The organism is Thioprofundum lithotrophicum (assembly GCF_055387065.1).
This window is the reverse complement of sequence record NZ_AP042379.1, coordinates 164,583-186,634: the sequence shown is the minus strand read 5'-3', so window position 1 is coordinate 186,634 and position 22,052 is coordinate 164,583. Positions and strand designations below refer to the sequence as shown.

General features: G+C 57.0%; 16 protein-coding genes. 14 read left to right on the top strand and 2 right to left on the bottom strand.

Going from position 1 to position 22,052, the window contains the following annotated elements; translation table 11 throughout:
* Positions 1-144: 144 nt before the first annotated feature.
* The gene (locus ACZ5BH_RS00820; RefSeq protein ID WP_464890034.1) at positions 145-1,512 is read right to left on the bottom strand and encodes a replication-relaxation family protein; all 1,368 of its coding nucleotides are present in this window, start codon (positions 1,510-1,512) and stop codon (positions 145-147) included.
* Positions 1,513-2,312: 800 nt separating this feature from the next.
* Complete coding sequence (locus ACZ5BH_RS00815; RefSeq protein WP_464890033.1) at positions 2,313-2,849, bottom strand: transposase; 537 nt, start codon at positions 2,847-2,849, stop codon at positions 2,313-2,315.
* A 613-nt stretch (positions 2,850-3,462) separates the two neighbouring features.
* Between ACZ5BH_RS00815 and ACZ5BH_RS00810 the strand changes: the two genes are divergently transcribed.
* From ACZ5BH_RS00810 to ACZ5BH_RS00745, 14 genes are all read left to right on the top strand, one after another.
* The gene (locus tag ACZ5BH_RS00810) at positions 3,463-4,959 is read left to right on the top strand and encodes a protein phosphatase 2C domain-containing protein (protein ID WP_464890032.1); all 1,497 of its coding nucleotides are present in this window, start codon (positions 3,463-3,465) and stop codon (positions 4,957-4,959) included.
* A gap of 6 nt (positions 4,960-4,965) precedes the next feature.
* A complete protein-coding gene (locus ACZ5BH_RS00805; protein WP_464890031.1) occupies positions 4,966-5,445 on the top strand; it encodes an FHA domain-containing protein in 480 nt (159 codons plus the stop codon).
* Entirely contained in the window at positions 5,446-6,714 is a 1,269-nt protein-coding gene (locus tag ACZ5BH_RS00800) for a vWA domain-containing protein (RefSeq protein ID WP_464890030.1), read from the top strand. It begins immediately after the preceding gene.
* A complete protein-coding gene (locus ACZ5BH_RS00795) occupies positions 6,711-7,214 on the top strand; it encodes an FHA domain-containing protein (protein WP_464890029.1) in 504 nt (167 codons plus the stop codon). The genes ACZ5BH_RS00800 and ACZ5BH_RS00795 overlap by 4 nt, the downstream gene beginning before the upstream one ends.
* Positions 7,211-8,980: an SUMF1/EgtB/PvdO family nonheme iron enzyme gene (locus tag ACZ5BH_RS00790; RefSeq protein ID WP_464890028.1), complete on the top strand. Its 1,770-nt coding sequence runs from the start codon at positions 7,211-7,213 to the stop codon at positions 8,978-8,980. The genes ACZ5BH_RS00795 and ACZ5BH_RS00790 overlap by 4 nt, the downstream gene beginning before the upstream one ends.
* 123 nt (positions 8,981-9,103) lie before the next feature.
* On the top strand, positions 9,104-9,619 hold the full coding sequence (locus tag ACZ5BH_RS00785) for a hypothetical protein (RefSeq protein ID WP_464890027.1): 516 nt from the start codon (positions 9,104-9,106) through the stop codon (positions 9,617-9,619).
* A gap of 575 nt (positions 9,620-10,194) precedes the next feature.
* Complete coding sequence (locus ACZ5BH_RS00780; protein ID WP_464890026.1) at positions 10,195-11,682, top strand: tetratricopeptide repeat protein; 1,488 nt, start codon at positions 10,195-10,197, stop codon at positions 11,680-11,682.
* Positions 11,683-11,870: 188 nt separating this feature from the next.
* The gene (locus tag ACZ5BH_RS00775; RefSeq protein WP_464890025.1) at positions 11,871-12,887 is read left to right on the top strand and encodes an ABC transporter ATP-binding protein; all 1,017 of its coding nucleotides are present in this window, start codon (positions 11,871-11,873) and stop codon (positions 12,885-12,887) included.
* Between the two features lie 59 nt (positions 12,888-12,946).
* Positions 12,947-14,080: a radical SAM protein gene (locus ACZ5BH_RS00770; protein ID WP_464890024.1), complete on the top strand. Its 1,134-nt coding sequence runs from the start codon at positions 12,947-12,949 to the stop codon at positions 14,078-14,080.
* A 111-nt stretch (positions 14,081-14,191) separates the two neighbouring features.
* Positions 14,192-15,829 carry an ABC transporter substrate-binding protein gene (locus ACZ5BH_RS00765; RefSeq protein WP_464890023.1) on the top strand — a complete coding sequence of 546 codons (1,638 nt, stop codon included), beginning with the start codon at positions 14,192-14,194 and terminating at the stop codon, positions 15,827-15,829.
* Positions 15,826-16,746, top strand: a complete 921-nt coding sequence (locus tag ACZ5BH_RS00760) for an ABC transporter permease (RefSeq protein ID WP_464890022.1) — start codon at positions 15,826-15,828, stop codon at positions 16,744-16,746. Before ACZ5BH_RS00765 ends, ACZ5BH_RS00760 begins: the two co-directional genes overlap by 4 nt.
* A complete protein-coding gene (locus ACZ5BH_RS00755) occupies positions 16,733-17,545 on the top strand; it encodes an ABC transporter permease (RefSeq protein WP_464890021.1) in 813 nt (270 codons plus the stop codon). The genes ACZ5BH_RS00760 and ACZ5BH_RS00755 overlap by 14 nt, the downstream gene beginning before the upstream one ends.
* On the top strand, positions 17,545-20,217 hold the full coding sequence (locus ACZ5BH_RS00750; protein WP_464890020.1) for a hypothetical protein: 2,673 nt from the start codon (positions 17,545-17,547) through the stop codon (positions 20,215-20,217). The genes ACZ5BH_RS00755 and ACZ5BH_RS00750 overlap by 1 nt, the downstream gene beginning before the upstream one ends.
* A gap of 11 nt (positions 20,218-20,228) precedes the next feature.
* Entirely contained in the window at positions 20,229-22,052 is a 1,824-nt protein-coding gene (locus ACZ5BH_RS00745; protein WP_464890019.1) for a sigma-54-dependent transcriptional regulator, read from the top strand.

The following is a 22,052-nucleotide window of genomic DNA, read 5'->3' as shown; positions in this document are numbered from 1 at the left end:
TCCTCTGCTGGCACGATGTATAGCTACCGGTGTTCAAAATGCGGACTCTGTTATGTGCGCATAAAAAAACCGCCCCGGAAGGGCGGTTAATTCATTAACAGGTTATTGAAAATCCCAGATTTTGCCAAAATGGCAGTATATTCATTAACCGATCAGCATGTCCTTGATGTTTTGTCGGTTTTGATAACGCAACACGTTGTCAAGATGTATCCTCTGAGTTATGCCCTTGAAAACGGGGCCTTGTCGAATATCCAGCAGGGTTATGATGGTATTTTCGCGCACATGGGATCGCAAAAGATGGCGGGTCGGCGAGTGGGGTGTGTTAGGGTTGATTTGCAGTTCCTTTCTGAGCTTTGATGCAATTGTTTGCAGGTTCTGGATCGCGTCGTTTGTCGTTTTAGGATTGGCGCCGTTGTGTGCGAAATACAAGCGAATGGAAGAAAGGTATAGCTTGCCGTTGATGATGTACTGGTCGGAAAAGGCTTCTGTCATGAAGTAGACCAGGCGCCTCAGGTCCGATTTCCTTTTTTTGCTCAATTCGACTTCGATCCAGTCCAGATGGATTGTTCCGTCAACGTTTTTCGTAATGATGAGCGCATCCGGAATTTTTCCGAGATAACGGTGTTCGAGTGAAGGGTATTTGCTTAGCGGGCTGCGGTGTCCCTGGATTTCATATTCCGTCGAAAACGATTCAAATGGCAGTCCTGTTTGAATCAGGATTTCATTTGCAAGCCAGCGGTGAAACCATACATTGCCCTTTTTTCCACGCAGGAGATCCGTGCCGCGCTTTGCATCTTTGCAACCGATTTCATGTAATCGCCTGACACCTTCTGTCGCCAGAACCCAGGCATGATTCTGCTGAGGCAGTGGTCGTGAAACGAGGAAGCGCTTGTTCCTGAGCCTGGCCAGAACACGCCTCGCCATTGGAATGGCAGCTCTGCCTTTTGGCCATACGATTTGCGCAATTTGCCTCGTCGTAAGCCAGCCGAACTTGTGCAGTGCCAGCAGAACACGATCCTCATTTTCCTGGCCCCGGATCGCTCCAGGCGGCATGAAGGCCACGAGTTCGATTTCCCTGTCCTGTGTGATGATTTTCGGAGGCTTATCGGGTAACAGATGTTTGCTGTTTTGCTCTTCTTCAACGGCTTTTTGTGGTGTGTCAAGGAGTTTGTTGATATTGAAGTTTTTGAGGCGCATGCGCAACTCCAGCGTAATAGACATACTTTGTATAGCGAGTGCCTGTACCGTTATCCTCTTGCGTGACCCCCTGCCGGCACAGAGCGTCACGGTGGAGGTCGCCGTCCCGGCGACACTTTCGGCTGCGGAGACTCCCGTTCGCTGAACGCTCACTTCGTCTCCTTCGCCCGCTGGACGCGGGCTCACGCCGAGATCGCCGGCCCCGCCTGCCTGGCCCTCCGCTGCGCTCCGGCCACCGCCTTCGGCGGCGGTTCGCCAGGCGGGAAAGCAGCTACGCTGCTGCCGGCAACCGCCGCTGCGGCGTGGCTGCGCCACTTGCACCGGCGGGCCGGGCGAGCCCGCCCCAACTTGTCGCCTCCGGCGTCAAGTCGGGGCCCCTGGCGGGCTCTCAGCGCGCACCTGCTTTCCCGCCTGGCTCCCTGGAGGGAGCAGGCGGGGCCGGGGGGCTTTGCCCCCCACGAGCCTGGACCCGCTGGGGCGGGTCGCAACCGGCTCGCGGCGCCCCCAGCGCCGGGCGTAGGCGCCCGGCGGGCTACGGGCTGCACGCCCTCCGCCCCGCTTTGCGGCACCCGTGTCGCGCATCTGGCGCGACGGTGGTGGTGCGCCTTTGCGCACAGCTTTGGATGCGCGATGACGCGCATCCAATTCGATACGTTACCGGATCGAAATGTGATCACTATCTGCATCCGCGAGCATGTGCTTCCAGTGTTGCCCGCTGCAACATGGATCCATAAAGCCATGTAGCGGATGTTGATACATTGAGCCTGCAGCAGCAGACGCACCGATTTCGACTGGCGGAGCTGGAAGCCAAGACAGTGGCAAACCATCTGAACCAGGTTTTTGAGGCGGCATGCCTAATCAGGTGTGGTTGAAGACGGGATGGTCATTATTACCTTGGTACACCTACCGCCGGCACTGCGAGAACAGTCGTGGTAAACCTTGGAGCAAATTCTTCAGCAGGCCTCAACCCGTGCACTAGGCAGGATTACGGCGCCAACAACCTGCGCCACAGCTATGTCCAGAAACGCATGTGAGGCTGCAAGGGCATAGCAAGGAATACTATCCAGTGCGGAAAATTAACAGCTAAAAACTTAGCCACTTCCGGGTTGACACCCTCAATTTGACACCCTCTCGATGCCCCAGCGTTGCGCGTAGTAGCCCTTGAGTTTCTTCGCAGTCACTTTCGGATCACTGGCCACCAGGCACCAGGCTTCCTTCATGCCCTTGTCCTGTACGCAAACCACAGTGGCAACAGGATATTCATTGCGGGCCGTTACCCGCGCATTTCGCAAGGTCCGCGCCCTGCCACCTGCGCCCACCCAGTCCTGTGCCTTGCGGCATTCACCGTTGGCCGCCGTCACATGGTGATTGCCCCGGATTCGAATGACATATCCAAATCCAAGCTCTTCACTCAACAATTCCAGCAGAGCACAGTCGCCAAACCAGCGGTCCGCCACAATCGTGGCATCTGTGCCCGACGGCAATTCGTCATACAGTCGGCAAAGCAGGGCATCCTCAACCGACGGGCGGCCTCCCTTCACATTCGACGGCTCCACCGTTCGCCACAACAACGGCATGGCGCGTCCGTGGCCGGTGATAAGGGACAAGACCAGGGTCGATTGCTTGTCGGCATCGAATTCCGTCCAGTCCATGGCAATATGCACCTGGCGACGGTCACCAATCACATACGGCACCCAGTATGAAAAATACCGGTCAACATCGATCCCCTGGTGCTCAGCAAGCGGTCGACCTGTTTGACAGCATGCTTGGGCGTCAGGCCACGCGCATGTGCCAGGCCTTGCCCGATGGCATGAATCTCAAGGGAGGCACTGTGCAGCACGCCCAACGTGGCATTTGACAGGGACAATATCCACCTGGCATGCTCACCATCATTCGCCAAGTGGTTGAAAAGATTGATAATATCAGTCTGTTGAATCGATTCGCGTTGGACCGTCTGTCGCTCCCCTCTTCAGTTTGGGTAAGCATGATCCCATCGAGGTAAAATGACAAGAAATGAGGGGTTCTCTGAGCGGTCCCTCCCAAGTTCGGGCTCACTATTCGCTGGAATCACGGGCCCCTTCAGGCCCACTTGTCATTGGACAATGCTGATTCTGGCGCTCAAAAGGTAACTGCGGTATCTTTGCTCATGGTGAAGTATCGCCCCTGCTGTTTCTGTTTTGAAAAACCGATTTCAGTTAGGGTGTAACGTCATCTTCGATCACCTCATGCACTAATTTCGAGCATAGTTCTAGTAGGGTAGTTGATATGACGACCAACCGGTATGAACGGCGGTCGAAGTGTATTTCCGAAGAAAAAGCCTTCCGGCTGGAACACGACATTGCACAGCTATTGGAAGGGGTTGAGAGTCCACTTGTTCCTGACATTGAGTGGAATGAAGAGCAGGCGGTATGTCGGCTGCCTCAGGGAGCGGTTCGTCTCGTGGACCGCATGCCGGAGATGGATGAGGAGGATGCCTGGCAACTCATTGACCGTCTGGCCGCATCACTGGCACCACTTCATGCAGCCGGATGGGGAGTGCTTAACTTGGAGCCGGAAATCCTTTATCTCACGGAATCCGGTCAGCCCCTGCTGGTCGAATACGGCTATCTGGCCCGCCCGGGCCAATCCCTGGATTACATTCCCGAGGGTTGCTACGCGGCTCCTGAATGTCAACAGGGCGTGGCCGGGGGACCCGAGGCGGATGTCTACGCCCTGGGCTGCCTGCTCTATCGCTTGCTGATGGGCGTCCCTTTTCACTACAACGAGACCGATGAAGCGCTCCGGCGGGTGCGTCCACCCCACCGACACCTGTTGTCGCGAATGCTGGCCTTGGATCCGTCCGATCGTCCCGACGACATGGGTGCCTTGCGCCAGGCCATCGAAATCAGTCACCGTCAGGCCCGGTCCCGGCATGCCGTGGAAGCCGCCGCTCTCAGCCATGTGGGTTTCAACCCGGGGCGCGCGCTCAACCAGGATGCCAGCCTGATCGCTTGGCAGCAGGGCGAAGACTGGTGGCAGACGTGGCTGCGTGGCCTGTTCGCCGTAATTGACGGCATGGGTGGCATGGAGGATGGGCACCGTGCCGCCGAGCTGGCCCGCGAAAGCTTTCAGCGAGGGTTCCATGAGTTCGTTCAGACCGATCCGCCGCCCGGTGCGGTGGACCTGATGACCAGGGCGCATTACGCCGTCTCGCACCTTGGCGGCCGGGCAGGTGCCGCCGCGACCCTGTTGCTGCTCGATGGCGACCGTATCGATATTGCCCAGGTGGGTGATACCCGCGCCTATCTGGTTCGGGGCGAACAGGTATTTGTCCTCACGCGTGACCAGAGCCTTCGCGCCGCCATGAACGGACAGCGTGGTGATGAAAATGGGCTCAGCACTCTCATCAGCAACCTGGGTGCGCCTGACCGCGACGGTTTCCACGTGGGTACGCTCATCGATGTGCGCAAGACCGGCGGCGCGTTGCCGGCGACCGCCCGTGGTCGCATTCTGCAACTGCTCGATGGCGATCAGCTGCTGCTTTGCAGCGATGGCCTGTGGGGCTGGTGGGACGCTTGCATGAGCGATGAAGAAGAAGCCCGCTACCTGCTCGATACCCTTCGCCCCGACCGCCCCATCCACGCGGTGCTGCGCCAGCTGCTCAACGACGCCCTGCAGCACGATGGCCAGGACAATGTCACCGTGGCGCTCGTCCGCTACCGGCGCGAGCCGTTGTTTGCCGAGGTGCTTGTCGAGGACAATCACAATATCACAAATGATTGAAACCCCATGACCCAACGCCACTGCCCCGTTTGCCAGGTTGATGTTGCCCCCGATCGTTTCGGCGACTGTCCCGATTGCGGTTACAGTTTCGAGGCGGCTCCGGAGCCTGCTCCCCACGGGCGCGCCTCGGGGCGGGGTGTCGACGGGAGTGCTGTCCGGGCTGCTCCGCTGATATTGGACGAGAAGCACCGGGGGCAGCTGACCGGAGCCAGGCTGACCATCAAACGGGAAGCCCTGGTGGGGCGCGCTGACGGGGGCGGCGGTCAGGTGGACGTCGACCTTTCCGGTTTTCCCGAGAATGCTGTCTCCCGTCGGCATGCGCGCCTTCGTCCTGTAGGAGAGGAGTGGCAGATCCAGGATCTGGGCAGTGCCTGCGGCACCTTTATCAACGGGCAGCGGCTGGGGAGAGAGTTCAGCGCCCTGCGACCAGGCGATACGCTTGCCTTGGGCAATCTGCTGTTTCTGGTTCAGTTTCAACAAGAATAGATGAGGGAAATCGTGGTCGATGTCGTCATCAAACCGGTCAAGCATGTGATGCGAGCCGATACGGCCGATCCTATCGGCACAAACATGATGCTGCGCTTTCAGCATGGCGTGCATCCCACCCGGGTACCCATGGCGCTGGCGGTGGTCATGGATACCAGCCCTTCCATGAAAAATGATGCAGGAGGAGGTGAGAGCAGGCTCGACAAGATGCGCAAGGCCATCCACCGACTGGTGGAGGAAGCGGCCTTGGACCCCGAGGACGAACTGATCCTGGTGGATTTCAACAGCAGTGCCCGTCTGCGCTACCAGGGTGCCTTTTCCGACAAGGCAGCGATTCGCCGGGCCTTGGATGGCCTGGAGGCCGGGGGGCAGAGTACCCAACTGGCAATCGGACTCGACGAGGCGCTGTCTTCCCTTGGCCAGGGCTGTCACCGCCAGCAGCAACTGGTGATTTTCACCGATGGCGAGATTCACGATGCGGAGACGGTGGAAGGGCGGGTGCTGGAACAACTGCGCCGGCGAGAACTGTCGGTCATCAGCTTTGGTGTGGGCGCCGAATACCAGTGGCAACTGCTCTCCTGCCTGGCGGATGCCACCGGGGGCGGCTATCACCATCTTACAACCCTGGATCTGTTCAGTGAACACCTTCAAGAAGATCTGATCCACATCAAGAACCAGGCGATTCGCAATGTTACCGCCCACTTCGAGCTGGCCAAAGGCGTGTCTCTTGAGCGGATAGTGCGCGTGGTGCCCTTCGCCGAGATGCAGGGCGAAGCCGATCGGTTTCGGCTCGGCCACCTGCGCGGCGATGCGACCACGGTCTTCATTGTCCAGGCCAGCCTGCCGCCCCGTCCCAGGGGCCGTTACCGCATGGTGACGGTGAACCTGGAGTGGGAGTTTGAAGGACAGCGCCAGGAGACGGAACAGCCCGTCTATATCGAATATACTGATGATGCCGACGCCCTCAGGCGCGCACTGCCGGAGGCAGAAGTTGTGGAATATGTACAACAGGCCCAGGTGCAGAGTCTGACAAACGAGGCCAGCCGGGCCGCCGACCCCAAGGTGGCGGAAGAAAAACTGCGCCAGGCGCATAACATTACCAAGGCTCTGGGTAACCCCGCCATGGAACGCAGCCTCACCCAGGCGCTGAACGATCTGGAACAAAGCGGGCGAATCTCGCCCGAAACGGTGCGACGCTGCGTCAGTGATGCGCGCAACACCACGCGCCTGTCGCAATTCACCCCTTCACCCCGGAGACGCGGTTCATGAACGGGCCGCCAGGTGCGCAAGTGGTGGACTGGCCCGGCCTGGCCGAGATGGCTCGGCAGGTGGCCGATGGCTTCGACTTGCCCGCTGTGGCGGAACTGGCCGAAGCGCTGGCCCATCGCCATCGGTTATTGCACCTCCGCACCGAGCGCAACGACATCCCAGACTTCTGGCTACAGGTCAACAGCCTCGTGGGCGCCCGCTGGCATGATCCGCAGGATGACAAGGACACCAGCGGCCCACTGGACATCGACTTTCTGCCTTATGCGCACGAAAACCGGATCAGCCGCCTGCATGCCCGTCTCTGGTACCAGGATGGCCTGTGGCGGGTAGAAGACTGTTCCGCCAATGGCACCTTCGTCAACGACCTGAGGCTGGGCGCTGGACAGAGCTGTCTGCTCAAGTCGGGCGACCGGCTTTGTTTTGCCCACCTCTGCTTCGAGGTGGACCTCGGTCAACCCAACCCCGTGGAGCAGAAGCCCGATTCAAGGAGCGCCCCATGATTCCCTGTCCCGTATGTAACCACGAGAATTCCGCGGAAGCGCAAGAATGCGCGGCATGCAACGAACCGCTGTCCGTTCTGACGGGGGCGGGCCCGGACCCGATGGCCTTGCCGGAAGGCACGGAACTGCAAGGCGGCCGTTATCGTATAGAGCGTTACCTGGCGCGAGGCGGTTTTGCCATGACCTATGAGGCGTGGAGCCGCGCCTTTGACAAGGCGGTGGTGGTGAAGGAACTGTTTCCGCTTGACAACCGATTGTTCTTTCGTATACCGGGGCAGACTGCGGTTACCGCGGGCGGCGATCGCCTGGAAGCGGAAAAGCTGCGAGAGCGGTTTCGGCGGGAGGCCATTCACCTGGCCGACCTTCGTCACCCGCACCTGGTGGGGGTATTTGACCGATTTGAAGAGAACGGCACCGAATACCTGGTGATGACCCGCATTGCGGGGCAGCCGCTGGACTGCTGGCTGGGTCAGATCGGCCCGCTGCCGCCGGAGACGGCGTGGGAGCTGATGCGCGGCCTGCTGGACGCGGTGGGCTACCTGCACGGTGAAGGGTTCATCCACCGGGACATCAAGCCGGGGAACGTGATGATCCGGGAGAAAGACCAGCAACCGGTTCTGATCGACTTTGGCCTGGTGCGTGATCTGGGCCAACTGACGCGGACCGGCAGCCAGATGATGTTTACTGAAGGCTATGCACCGCCGGAGCAATACGGTGGAGGAGGGGAGCCGCATGCGCGGCAGGACCTGTACGCCCTTGGGGCGCTGGGTTACTACCTGGTGACGGGCGAACACCCGCCGGGGGGCTTGCAGCGGCTGGGCAACAACGCGCGGCTCAAATGGCCTCGGGGTCTGGACAAGGGGTACAGGGAGCACATGGAATGGGCGCTGGAGCTGAAGGCGGCAGACCGGCCCGAGAGCGTATTCGCCTGGCGAGGAGAGCGTGCCCCGTTCGGCGCCGGTCGGTCCCAGGCCCGCCAGCGCTCCGGCAAGCAGTCTCGAGCCGAAGGCGATTGGCCAGCGGAATGGAAGGAGCGCTATGGCATGGGCCCGGCAGACTGGGCGGCGATTCCGGGCGGCAGGTTTCTCATGGGCTCGCCGGAGGACGAGGAGGAAAGGGATGACGATGAACGCCAGCACTGGGTGAAGGTATCGGCCTTCGACCTGCTGAAGACTCCGGTGACCTGGGGCATGTACCGGAAGTTCTGCGAGGCCACCGGGCGCGATTTGCCGGACGCGCCAGGCTGGGACACCTATGAGGACCACCCGGTGGTGAACGTGAGTTACTGGGACGCGGTGGACTACTGCGAATGGTTGAGCGGCGAGACGGGATGGAAGATCCGCCTGCCGACGGAAGCGGAATGGGAATACGCCTGCCGGGCCGGGACCGGGACACCGTTCTGGACGGGAGAGACCATCAGCACCGACCAGGCCAATTATGACGGCGACTACACCTACGGCTGCGGGAAGCGGGGGGTGTACTGCCGACGCACCACGGAAGTGGACCTGTTCCCCCCAAACCCCTGGGGTTTGCATGACATGCACGGGAATGTCTGGGAATGGTGTGCCAGTGAATATGACTATGATTATGGAGGCGAAGAGTGCCGGGATGCCAGTGGAGAGCGTAACAATGACGCCTCCCGGGTGTTGCGCGGCGGCTCATGGTACAGCAGACCTGGCAGGTTGCGTTCCGCATGCCGCGACAGGGGCACCCCGGACGCCCGGAGCAACATCTGGGGGTTTCGGCTCGCCAGGATATCCCTTTGACCTTTTTCCTTTTACCCTTTTCCTTTTCCGGCCCGGCGAAGCCGGGCCGGAAAGTGGGGGCGTTGGCGTAGCCCTGGGAACGCACGGGATGAGGTGTTTGGCAGATGACAACAGGAGAAGCACATGGCGAAATTCACACAACGGGAGCTGACCGATCAGGATGACAAGCAGATCGAGGCGGTTCGGGAGCGGGAGGAAGCGGTCCAGGAGCGGGTCGAGGACTTCCGCACGGCGGCGGACATCGCCTCGACCCAGGGCGAGCCGGTATTGCAGGAGCAGGCGGAGCGGTTGAGTCAGTTGAACGCCGAGCTGGGCGAAATCGGCATGGAGGAGGTGGAAGCGGCGGTAGAACAGACCGAGGCCCAGTGCGAGGCCATGCAGGCGCATGAACAGGGCCTGGAACAGGCGGCGGGTCACGAACGACAAGGTGCCGAGCGCATCGCGGCGGGCCGCGCTCGGGTCGAGAGTCAGGGCCTGGATCGGGCGCTGACCGAGCAGCAGGCGGTGCGTGAGCAGGGTGCCGAGGTGCTGGCGCAGGAAAAGGCACGCATCGAGGCTGCGCGCGTGGAGGCGGAAGAGGGAACACGCCGCATGAGCGAGCGGTCGCGGGCGATCCTCCAGGCATTGAAAGATTTTTGAAGGTCGGGAGCAAGCGGGATGAGCAGCGGAAAAAAGGGTGGTGTTGGAATCGGGCGCTCTTGGTGAATGCGGCCGAATCGGACGGTGCTGACACCGCCGTCCGCCTTCACGGGGCTTTCAATGTCACGCCCCATGTGGCCCAGAACGACACGGACCGGACGTCGGCCATTGACGAATGCACTACCCGCCATGAGGGCTACCGATTAGCCAGGCGAAGCGCGAGCGCCTTGAGGCGTGCTTTGGCCGGCTGAAGATGCTTGACGGTTTTCGCAAGATCCTGTTTGTCGGTCGTGCGAGGCTGGACATTCCGCTTGTTCTGGGGTTTGCGGCGTACAACCTGGTGCGGATGCGCAATCTGGGGGTGCCGTTTTGATGCGTGCGTAATCCCGGGCGGTGGGCCTCTCTGGATACCTCCGGAAGCCCCTGAAGCGCTCCCGGTTCATCAAAAAAGAAGAATAATCCTTGCCGGGGTCTGTATCACGCTGTCAATTTGTCACACCGTCAATTCTTCTTCAGCTTGACATGAAATGTTCGGGGTATATGTTGACTTCAACAGCCTGTTAGAGGAGGTGAAGTTGCTCGAATTGCTGAAAAATTCGGATTTGGCGCCTTATCGGACGCTAATAGCCCTGCGTGACGGTTTGCTTGGCCTGCCGGAGCCGTGGTGTAGAGAACGACGTTGTGCGGAGGCTGTTGCGACCATGGAAGCGGAAGTCGCTTTTTACACGGTCCTGGATTCCTTGAGTCAGGCCTGGGGAAAGGGGGACTGGAACTCGGCAGCGGAGCGCTTGGAGGCGCTGGCAGAATATCCCGAAGCCTTGGATCGGCTGCCATGGGAACTCAAGGCCTTTCTTGCCGGGGAGGCATTTCCTCGGTTGCGGAAGGTGCGGCCTTCGCTGAATGACCTGGCAGACCGCTTCGTGTCCCTTGCCCCGGAGGACGGTCAAGCCTCGGGACTTTCTGGGTTCGATGCCTTGCTGGCAGCGCAGCGCTTCCACGAGGCGCTCCGTTATCTTGAGGTGAATGCTGTCATGGATCCATCGTCACCCCTGGTGAGGGATGCCTGGTTGCGGCTGGCCCATGCGGCGGACAAGAAAGCGGCATTCAAAGAAGAGGGGGCTGCGCTTCAGGCATGGCAGGGCGCGTTTGATCCGGGAATGGAGGAGGATTCGATAGAGGCCCGCGTGACGGGAACGCTCGACGCGCTTGCGAAACATTATCGGGAAAGATTGCCCGAGGTCTTGCCGTGGTATTGCCGTTATGGCGACCTGCTTTTGCGTGAATTTGGACAGAAAAATACACAGATCCTGGATTTTGTTGGGTGCTTGTACCAGGTCATCCGTGAAAGGGATGAAAGCGCACTCACGCCGATGGCGGGCGCTTTCCTGGACAAGCCGCCGCATCGACTGTGCCCTTGCTGCGTGGAACTAAAGGATTTTTCGCATTTGAAGGCATTTGATGGCTCCGGGCTGGTGGAGGTTTTTCATCGGGCATTCTGGCAGGAAGTCTGGCTCGGTTTGGAGTCGGACAGGCTGGATTTTGCCTATTCGTTGCCTGAAGGCGATTTGGTGGGCTCGCCGGTCAATACCAATACCCGGCTTTCGCTATTGGCCGCCCGTTTGGACGACCGTATGGTGAATACGCGGACCCACGCGACATGGTTTCGTTTTCCCGATGGCTCTGAGAAGCAATGTCTGATATGCAAGCCAGATACATCAAAATATCAAGATCTTGCTCGTCATGCGATAGTTTTCTGGTTCGTACCTTTCGATGCACGCTGGGAAGTCAGGTACCATGTGTTGTGGCGCCTTGAATCCCAGGAAGACGAGGAGCGAATCCAGAATCTTGTGAGAATGCATGATTCTGTAAGTGCGTTCGGTGGACTGACCTTGTTTCGGGATGCGGTGTGTGAGGGTCTCGATCATGTGTTGCAGGCGATGGCGGTGCAGGTCAAAGGCTTCTTCAATGCCTCATGGGAGGAAGAGGTCATTCTCGAAGACGATCCTTTGCAGAGTGAATCGGCGGATCCCCCGCTTCCTCCCGAGGGGATGGACGAAGTCTGATAACTCGCCTTCGCAGGGGGGGCTTGAGCACCGTTGAGCTGTTGACTTACCGGTAAGCTGCGATGTGTCATTTGAATGGCAGGATGCGTGCAGGGATACGGAAAATCAATGAGTTGGGAGAGTTTTAATTTGGCATGTATACGGAAAAATAAAACGTATCCTTGATCCACGGTTCCCCCGGAGCGGCCATGTTGGAAATCACGGATCTGACCCTGGAATATCGGAAAGGAAGAGTGGAAGCCTCGCCCGTGCTTTCTTCCTTCTCCTTGCGGGTTTCGCAGGGTGAGATTTTAGGATTGGTGGGTGAATCCGGATCGGGCAAGACTTCGGTCGCATTGGCCACCCTGGGCCTGCTGGATTCGACGGCACGGATCGTAGGGGGGAAGATCCTGTGGCGGGGACAGGACCTGCTTTCTCTGAGCGAAGGGGAACTTCGATCGGTCCGGGGCAAGAAGGTCGCGCTCATCTTTCAGCAACCCCAGGCAGCCCTGAACCCGGTTCTGACCGTGGGTGAGCAGATCATGGCCCTGCTCGATTTGCATCAGGGATTGAGGCGCAACCAGTCTAAGACTGAGGCACTGGTCTTGTTGGAGCGAACCGGAATTTACGAGCCACAATATGTCATTGAACTGTTTCCTCATCAGCTGAGTGGCGGTATGGCACAGCGGGTCATGATTGCCATGGCCTTGGCATGTGGTCCCGAACTGCTGATTGCCGACGAACCCACGGCCTCGCTCGATGTTACCATTCAGGCGCAAATAGTGGGGTTATTGCGTGAAATACGGGAACAGAGTGGGATGGCGATCTTGCTGATTTCTCATGATCTTGGCGTGGTATCCGATTTGTGTGACACCGTGGCGGTGATCTACCGTGGCAGGGTGGTGGAAAAAGGCCCTGCGGAAATGATTTGTACGAATCCAGACCATCCCTATACCCGTGCATTGGTGGACGCGATACCTGCGCTGGGGAGGCGCGGGAGACGACCATTGGTACATCCCCGGCAGCCGGGTCTCAAGGTTGGATGGGACCAAGGTTGCGCCTATGTGGGTCGATGCCCTTGGGCATTGCAACGATGTTTTTCCGAGAGCCCGCCCGTGATGGCGGTGACCGAGGAGCATGCCGTCAGCTGCTGGTTGATGCAGGAAGGGGACGCCCTTGGTGCAGGGGAGAACGGCGCGAGCAGCGCCAAGGGGGCGGCATGGTAGCAGTGGCGGGTTCCAAGGGGGGATTTATCGGGCCGCTGCGGAAAGCGGATGCTTACTTGATGAATCGCATGCTCAGCGGTCGATTGCGTCCCGTGGAGCTGGAGGAAGCGCTGCGCGAGCGATCACGTCCAAGCATAGGACTGGTGGTCAACAACAGTTGCAATCTGTCATGCTCGCATTGTTACCTGCAGGTTGAACGTTTGTTCGGTAAGCCGCTGGGGTTGGAGGAGTGGCGAAGATTTTCTCGAAGTGCCATGCAGTCTGGCGCTGCCTTGTTGAGTGTATGCGGCAAGGAGCCCTTGCTGGGAAGACAGGGCGTAAAGTTGCTGAGGGCCTTGACGCAGGTGCGTGGTCAGGTTGATGCCGATACCCGGGTCGGGCTGATAACCAATGGCACCTTGATTGACCGCCATCGATCGGCCTTGTCCTTGATTCGGCCAGATTTTCTCGATGTCAGTATCGAAGGGCTGCATGCACTGAATGACCGGGTTAGAGGGCCAGACAGTTTTCAACGGGTACTGCCCAATATCGATTGGGCTGTTTCAGGGTTCGACTCGAACTTCTTTCTCTCACTGACGATTCAGCGGCTCAATTATCGGCACATCGAGTCCACTGCTTCGTATTTTCGAAGGCGTGGTGTGCGCAAGCTTTTTTTGTCGTTCTATCAGGCGCAAACCTGTTCCGACAATATGCTTTCCATGTCGCCAGGACAGATAGAAGAGACATTTGATGCTCTTGTGTGGACCAACCGATTGAGCCCGGGACAACCATTCGAGGTGTATGTGGATATCGGATTTGCCGAACCGGAGTGGATGCAGGCGTTTGTGGCATCATGCTGGTTTGCGCCTGAAAGCTTGGAGGTCGATGCGACGGGAATGTATTTTCTGCGCTATCGGTGGAGAAATGGGGTGACCCTGTATTTTCGCTTTTCGTTCTTTCCGTTGGCCTTCTGGCACACGGCACGGGTGACGCCAGAGGGTTTGTATCTGGGTGCAGAAGATACGATGGATACGTCCCGATATGAAGAAGCGGCGGTAGCCAATGTACGGGATTTCGATTTTGATTTTTCGCGCTTGCAGGCGCACGCTCTGCAAAGTCGCCGCTTCAGGCAGATCATGGACAGATTCTGGACGATGGCAATGCCAGGCTTGAAGCGGGTATTGAAGAAGGTTCACCATCGATGGGCTGCCTGATTCGTCGGATGTTGTCCTGCCGTTCGACAGATAGACGGTATGGCGAAGTGACGTAAGGCTTGTGGCTTGCAGTTTGACGCATGCGGTATTGAATTTATACGCGGGGGCGGCATGAAACAGATGAAACGATGGTTTGTGCTTTCTCTTCTTGGGCTGCTGCTGGTTGCTTGTTCCGACTCGCAGGATAACGCCAGCGAGGCAGTCACAGGCAGTGCCCAAGAGCGGCCACTTGTAGTGGCCATGCCTCGAGAGATGGTCACCCTCGATCCCATCAAGATGATCGATACCTATACCGTACAGGTGCTTGGGCAGGTACTTGAAGGTCTGGTGGGACTCGATGAGAAGAATCGCCTGGTGCCGCTGCTGGCTGAGCGCTGGGAGGCAAATGAGAAGGGCGATGTTTGGACCTTCCACCTGCGGCGGAAGGTCTGGTTTCATGAATCGCCTCTGTTTGGAGCAGGAAACACGCGCCAGATGCTGGCAGAGGATGTCCGCTTCAGCTTCGAGCGCCTGATGCGCAAGGATGCGGCTCAGGCCTTTGCACTGGTGGATATCGTCGAAGGGGCAGCGGCCTACCGGACCGGGAAGCAGTCAAAGGTATCGGGCATCGAGGTGGTGGATGACCACACCATACGATTCAGGTTGATTCATCCAGAACGTACTTTTGTGTATCGCATTGCTTCACCTTGGTTTCCGGTGGTAGCCAGGGAATCGGCGCAGCAGCCTTCCTTTGGTGTCAATCAGGTGGTCGGAACCGGCCCCTATCGACTGGAGAGCCGCAGCGATACAGAAGTGATTTTGGTCAGGAACCCGCGCTATTGGCGCCCGGTGGCCGGTGACATCAAAAAGGTTCGTTTTGTAACCATGGGCAATGAGCAGCTACGACTAAGTGAGCTGAGATCGGGGCGGGCAGATCTGGTCAAGCTGACACCCGCACAGGTCGAAGCAATGACGAAAATTGATGTAGACGGCACCAGAGATCTCAAACAGCCGTGGGCAGCCCGGTTCACTGTGTCGGCCTTCAGAACCTTTAATGTCCATTTGATTGGTTTCAATACCGAGCGCGTGCCGGTTTTTCTCAGGCAGGCCATCGTGCATGCCATCGATCGTCGTGCCTTGATACATGCAGGTTTGGGCGGAGATGCCTGGATGAATCCGGGACCGGTACCACACGGATTGCCCGATTATACGCCTATGCGGTGGAAACGGATGTACAACCCGGAAAAGGCGCGGCAGTTGCTGGAAACCGGTGGATACGCTGAACATCCCCAGACCTTGAGCCTGCTGGTCCACGATCAGGCCGGTAGTGAGCGTGTCGGTGCCTTGATCCAGTCGCAATTGGCAGAGGCGGGCATACCGGTGAAACTCGAGAAGGTCGATTTTGGAGGAGCCATCCAGAGGATCATCAAGGGTGATACCGAAATGTTTTCGATGTTCTTCGAGTTTGTTTTTGCTTCACCCGATCAGATTTTGGGGAGCCTGTTCCATTCACGCAGAATCCCGGTGCCCAATTTCTGGCGTTACAAGAGTGAAATCTTTGACCAGGATCTTGCGCGTTTGCAAGTGGTTACCTCATCAGCGGAACGCCATGCCCTGATCGAAAAACTCGAGCGTCGTGTGGTTGAGGATGCGCCAGCTGCGTTTCTGTACCAGACGGCCAATACCCTGATCTATCCCAAGGAACTGAATGACGTAAGGCTCAATGGGTATAACGTACCGCTGATCTGGCAGATTCGGCGTATTCCATGATGAGGCGGCTGTTTCATGCCTCACTGTTTTCTCTTTCGTTGCTGGTTGCGCTGACTCTGGTTTGTTTCTTTCTGTTCACCTATTTGCCGGGAGATGCGGCCAGAACGGTATTGGGAGCTTACGCCTCTGAACGCAACGTGGCAGCCTTGCGGGCTGACTGGGGATTGAACAAACCACTGTTTCATCAATGGTGGTGGTTCTTGCAAGGGCTTTTCGAAGGAGATATGGGGCACTCCTTGATCAATCAGCGGCCCGTTGACGACATGTTGATAAGTCGTGGCATGTTGACCCTGACCTTGGGTGGCGTGAGTGCAGTGATCAGCCTGGTGGGCAGTTACGGTATCAATCTGATAATGTGGCTGCGGCCTGACTGGCGCAGGTTGCGCTATTTTGCGCTTGCAGGAGTTCTCATGCCTGCCTTCTTTTCGGCCATGATGGTTCTTGTAATACTGGGGAGCCTGTTTCCGGCATGGGCCTTCGCCCGGCTTGGGACCTCACTATCGCATTGGTATGATGTCCTGATTCCGGCCATCATCGTGGCGCTTTATCCGATGGCTCTGCTAACGACCCTGTTGGAACAGCGCCTGCAGGAGCAGTCTAATACTTTGCATGCACTGGCAGAACGGGCGTGGGGTTATGGTGTCGTTAAGCGTTTTCATCGCTCCTTGCTCAGGCCGGCGGCATTGCCTTGGTTGGCGGCATGGTTGCATCAGTTCAGTGTTATTCTGGTGGCCACTTTGGTGACGGAGGTGGTTTTTTCTTTTCCTGGGTTGGGGACATTGCTGGTATCGGCTGTACAGCAGAAGGACTATCCTGTCATACAGGCCGTGATACTGGCTAACGGCACGTTTTTTGTTCTGTTGTACTGGATGCAACGGATGTTGCTGGCCTGGTTGGATCCTCGTGTACGGAATTGAATATCTTCCCAGTGTGCGTCATGCACTTTGGTTGTTGTTGTATATTGCGATTTTGTCGGTGTTGGCACTGGGGGCTGGCCAGCTGCTCGATCCCTTCGCTGTCGACACGACCCACCGCTATCATCCCCCGAGTATGGCTTTTCCATTGGGAACTGACGGTTTGGGGCGCGATCTGCTCGCACGAACGCTCTATGCGATAGGGCTGTCCTTCAAGGTGGTCCTTTATGCCTTGTTGGTGGCAGGTGGATTGTCTCTGGTGCTTGGAGGGGTGGCAGGCTACTATGCCAATCGGTGGATTGACCACCTGGTTTCGTGGTTGATCGCTTTGCTGACGAGCATTCCGTTTTTCCTGTGGGTGGTGGCGTTGTTTGCCGTGATTCCGGCAGATCTGGAGACTATCTACCTCGTGATTGGGTTGTTGGCCTGGGCAGGACCTGCGCGTACGGTCAGAGAGGTGGTGGCGCAACTGCGGCGTGCGCCCTTTGTATTGGCAGGGCACGCCTTTGGTTTCTCGACGCGGCGGGTGATGGTGAGGTCTTTCATGACTTTTGTATTGCCGCCGGTATTCTTCAATCTGATTTATGCTATTCCTGAACTGGTAGCGGTTGAAGTCGGGCTGTCGTTTTTTGGGCTGGGTGCTCAGCCCCCCACGCCTTCGCTGGGGCGTATGGTGTACGAGGGCCTGCGCGAGTGGTCTGTTGCCTGGTGGGTTGCGTTGTTACCTGCAGCAGGGTTTGCTGTTATCTTGGCAATAATATATTTCTATTCTTCGCGTAGTCATCCATTGGCTTCCGAGTGATGCATAAGAAAAACGGTAAGGCATTACACAGAGAAAAGTCGGATCGATTGCTCTATCCGTCCTTTAATGTTGTACAGCTCGTCTCTAGGGCTGTACTCAATTATCACGGTTTGCTCGGTGATAGACCTAAAAATCTGGTTCGTCAATACAGCGAGTTAAGGTATGTTGGCAAGCCATTTTTTAATCGACGCCGGTTTGGTGATCCAACGGCTTATGTCAATATCCTGAAACAGGATCATTATCTTCTTTCCAATCTGCGCGAATTGATTGAGAGTAAGACGCATCGTGATGAATTTCAAAAATTGTTGGCTTCGCTAGAGGACTACCATGAGGGTCTGGGTATAGGACCAGACGAGTGGCATGCCTATGCAAACGCGATACAGGCCATCGGAGAAACCGGGGATGATCCCGTAGCGGAACTCTCATCCGCTATGAGCGATGATCGACGCGCCTGGGCCATGGAACAGCTCGCCAACTTCCTGGCTTGGCCCATAACGGGAGGGATCCTGCCCATTGTCGAAAAGGGGCTGCGGGACACAGGGGATGACTTTTCCGGTGGCGGTTGGTTATTTCGACTCACCGGCGCGCTGGGAGAAGGAAAAAAGGGTTTGCCTGATATTTTGCTTAACGAGTGTATGCTGAAGACCGGAAAGATCTCCGGTGATGAACGCGCCACTCAGGAGAGATCGATAGCATGGTCTGCTGAGGACAGCCTCCCAGTTAAGCAATCGCTCGTTGAACGGATTGTGAATCTCTTGACGGTCTGCCTTGGGGTGCCTGAGGCGTTGGAGGGGGAGCGGGTGCTGTTTCTGGCCATGCCCTTGTTCGAGAGATGCGAGTCTCTCGATGGCCGTGGTGGTCGTTTTTTTGGTCATCTGCTTGGATGGTTGATCTATCCTTTGATTGCAAAAAATAGCGCTGATGAGTTATTGCAGGAGATCCGAGCCAATCCTGTCCCCATGGTGAATTTCGTCAATTACTGTCTGGTTACGGGAAATACTCTGGCGTCGGATCTGCTGGGGGCCATCGCACGTGAATGTGTTGAGTGTGCTACCACAGAGCATGAACCGGTCGAAGAGCTCAACCGAGTTTTGCCAGGGCGCTTGGGATGGCGGGTGAAAACGTTGGAAAACATGACAACAGATGATTGCTATTTTGACCACGAAGGCAATCGCCTCATTATGAGGCTGGGAATGGAAGGGGTTGCCACAACATACCTTGCATTGACTCCATGGGAAAACCCGCCGGAAGCGCACGAACCACTGTTCCGCCCGCCTTCGGAGTGGGAACATGCCTATGTCCATACGGTGGCACAGAGGGTTCGGGCTATCCATTCGCTCCTGAACGACAAATATCAGAGTGTGCAGCTCGAGCGGGAAAAGGAGTTGGCAAAGCTCTATTTCAAGGATCTTACGCAGTTGCTCTCCCGCACCTTCCTCAACATGATGTCGTGGCTGGAGTCCGACGCGTGGGAGCAGAATGCGGCGGCGCAAAAGCAACGGTTTGAAGAACAGTTGAACGGCGACTGCGCGCGGATTCTATCAGAGGGGTATGCAGACAGTGGTTTGCCCCTAATGGTCTTTCGTTTTGGATACGAGCGGGGTGGTCAGCGCCTGTTGGGCTGTTGCCCAGAACACCAGGAGATGCCAATTCGAGAAGAATCACGGGTGGTCGCCGAAGCATGGTCGCTGCTTGGCAGCTTGTACTATTCCATGAAAGGGGGGACGGCAGAGACACGACGACGTCTTCAGGCGCTGTTTTGCCAGGAAGTGGAATACCTCGTGCGGTTTGATCTTCCGCATGTAGTCGAAGCGGTGCGTAAGACCGCACGTGAGGGAGGGATATATTTCGGCCGTGCGGTGAAGCACGAGCTGTCTCGAATGATCGACAAGATGGGGGCATGTCTCGAATCGCTTGACGAGGTCGAGCAATCAGATCGGCTGAAATGGCTACACCGACTCTTGGCGCACCGGTTGCATACTCTCGGAAAGGACGGGCAGTCACATTTCGGGCAGGAAGTACTGGGGCAATTTGATGCGCGCAAGCAGATGGAATTCATCAAATGGATGATCGACTACTCCGAGGAGCTGGAACGGTTGAAGGGGAGAAGGTGGTTCAAATCGAAGATAATTTTCCTGTCCTCAGTGTCGGACCACCGGAAGATTTCGATGTCTCCTACCGCATTTGAGGCCGTGTTTACAAACCTTTGGAATAATGCGCATGACATATTGGTAGTGGCTTGCAGCAGTAAAATTCCAGAGGGCAAGCTAAAGGAACGCGTTCGAAAAACAGTTGAAAAGGTAGGCTTCTATCATCAGCGTTTTCCTGATTGGCAGGGTCCATCTCCACGGCGTCTCGGGATCCTGTGGAAAAAGGATGGCTGGTTCTTTGTGGGCGTGCTCGACAACGCGCCGCAATTGTTGACAGTTCCGCCTGAATACCCCAGCCGATCCCCTGAAGGTCACTTAGGCATGCGAGTCATTCAGGATGTGGCCAAGGCGATGTGTGAACAGGGTATCAAGGCGGTTTACGAGCCTGCGCATTCACTGGAGGGTGATCCGCAAGCCGGTTGGATATCCGATCGATTGAACGCCCTGGGCAATCCGGATTTTTCGGTGGCAAGACCGGATGACTGGACACTGGCGAGTTTCAGATTTTCTGTATCGGAATGAAGGAGGGTATGGTGGATAATTGGCTTTTTTTTCCCTTGTTCTTGGGAGAAGTTGCTGAACGGGTTGAGGGAGAAGGGGTATTCACTCTGCTGGTTGTTGATGACAAGGAGTGCAGAAATGAACAGTTGGTGAAGAGACTTTGTGAAAAGACACTTACCCTTAATGGAGTGATACCGCTGGGTAATGATTATACTGTGGTGGTGTATTACACCGATTTCGATGTGGCGGACGCCATGTTTTGTCGCATGCAAGGCGGTACTGAAGAAGGTGGGCAGTTGGTGCCGGAATTGGATCGCGTCGACGGAATCATTCTCGATGTGCTTGAAGAAGGATCGGATCTTAGGCGGGGAGAAATGATCCTGCGTGCCCTGCCGACTCTGGGGTGGAGCCCGATGCCGGGTGTCTTGTTGGTGACCGGCAACAAGGATCAGGACTTGGTGGCAATGACGCGGAACAAGGGTTTTAGCAATTATGTGTTCCCCATGGCCAAGACCACCGATGACAGTAACCGCAGCAATGCTGACGAGCGCTCGCTACAGGGGTTCTATGACTATGCCATCAATCGGCGGCGTTACCTCGATATGCTAGGGGACGAGTATGGCGTGGTGGTGGGGAGACATTTCCGCGAAGAGCTGGATGAATTCCTGGCTCTGTTCGACCTCGACCGTGAACGCCGGTTGCCCTTGGTCATCAAAGGGGAGACGGGAACCGGTAAAGAACTGATAGCCCGTCGGATTCACGCATTCGAGCGTTGGTATGACATTCAGGATGAACTGCGACAAGGGGGCAGGAGTGACCAGTTCAACGAAGAACTCTGGTCGCGTTTTCAACCTGTTCTGATGAGTGCCATCAGTCCGGATGTGCTGACATCTGAGTTGTTCGGCTATAAGGAAGGCGCCTTCAATGGAGCGAAAATGGACTTCAAGGGCTATATCCAAAAGGCTGAAAAAGGGACCCTCTTCATCGATGAAGTAGCCGACCTGACACCAGCAGCGCAAGCCGGAATGTTGCGCTTTCTGCAGGAAGGCAAAATCCAGGTGATGGGCGAGGACTCGGAACGCAAGGTGGAGGATGTGCGGTTGGTGTTTGCAACCAACAAGCCGCTCGATGGTTTCCGCAATGATTTTCTCTATCGTATGGATGGCCTGACATTCGTGGTCAAGTCCTTGGCCGAAAGGCATGTGGACGATATACGCGAGCTGATCGATTATCTTGTGGCGACAAATCTCAAGCAGTACAAGGCTGCTGCCAGCGATCTCGCGGCACGAGGCAAGCCGATTGAAATCGACCCCTCCATGACCGTCGAGCAGTTTCTTCCACCAGTCCAACGGGAGCGTCTGATGGAGATGGTGGCCTTGGGCTGTTTCCCAGGGAATGTTCGGCAGTTGCAGGCCTATATTCGGCGTTTGACGCTGCTGACGCGGGCAGAACGTCCAGTGAAGGACGAAGACTTTGAAAAGGCATCCCGGCATTCTCTGTTGCCGCCTGAGCCGAAAAAAAAAGTAACAGGTGAAGATCAACAGGAGCTTGAGCGTATTTTTGCCGATTGGGGATGGAACGAATTCATTAGTGGTGATCGGAAACGTCAGCGGGAATGCGTGCTGGCCTGCCAGGCGGCCGGATTAACACGCTCTGCCATCGTATGCTATTTGATCGATCGGTCTCTACGGAAAGGCCTGAATCTGTCGGAACTGATCGATACGCGCGGAAAACCTTTGGCCGAGCGCGTGGTCAACGAAGGATACGACGCCGTCATGAATAACCTCAGCAATCTCTGGAGTCGTAACCGGAACACTTGGCTAAAGAATGAAGGAGATGGGGAGACCGAATCTTGA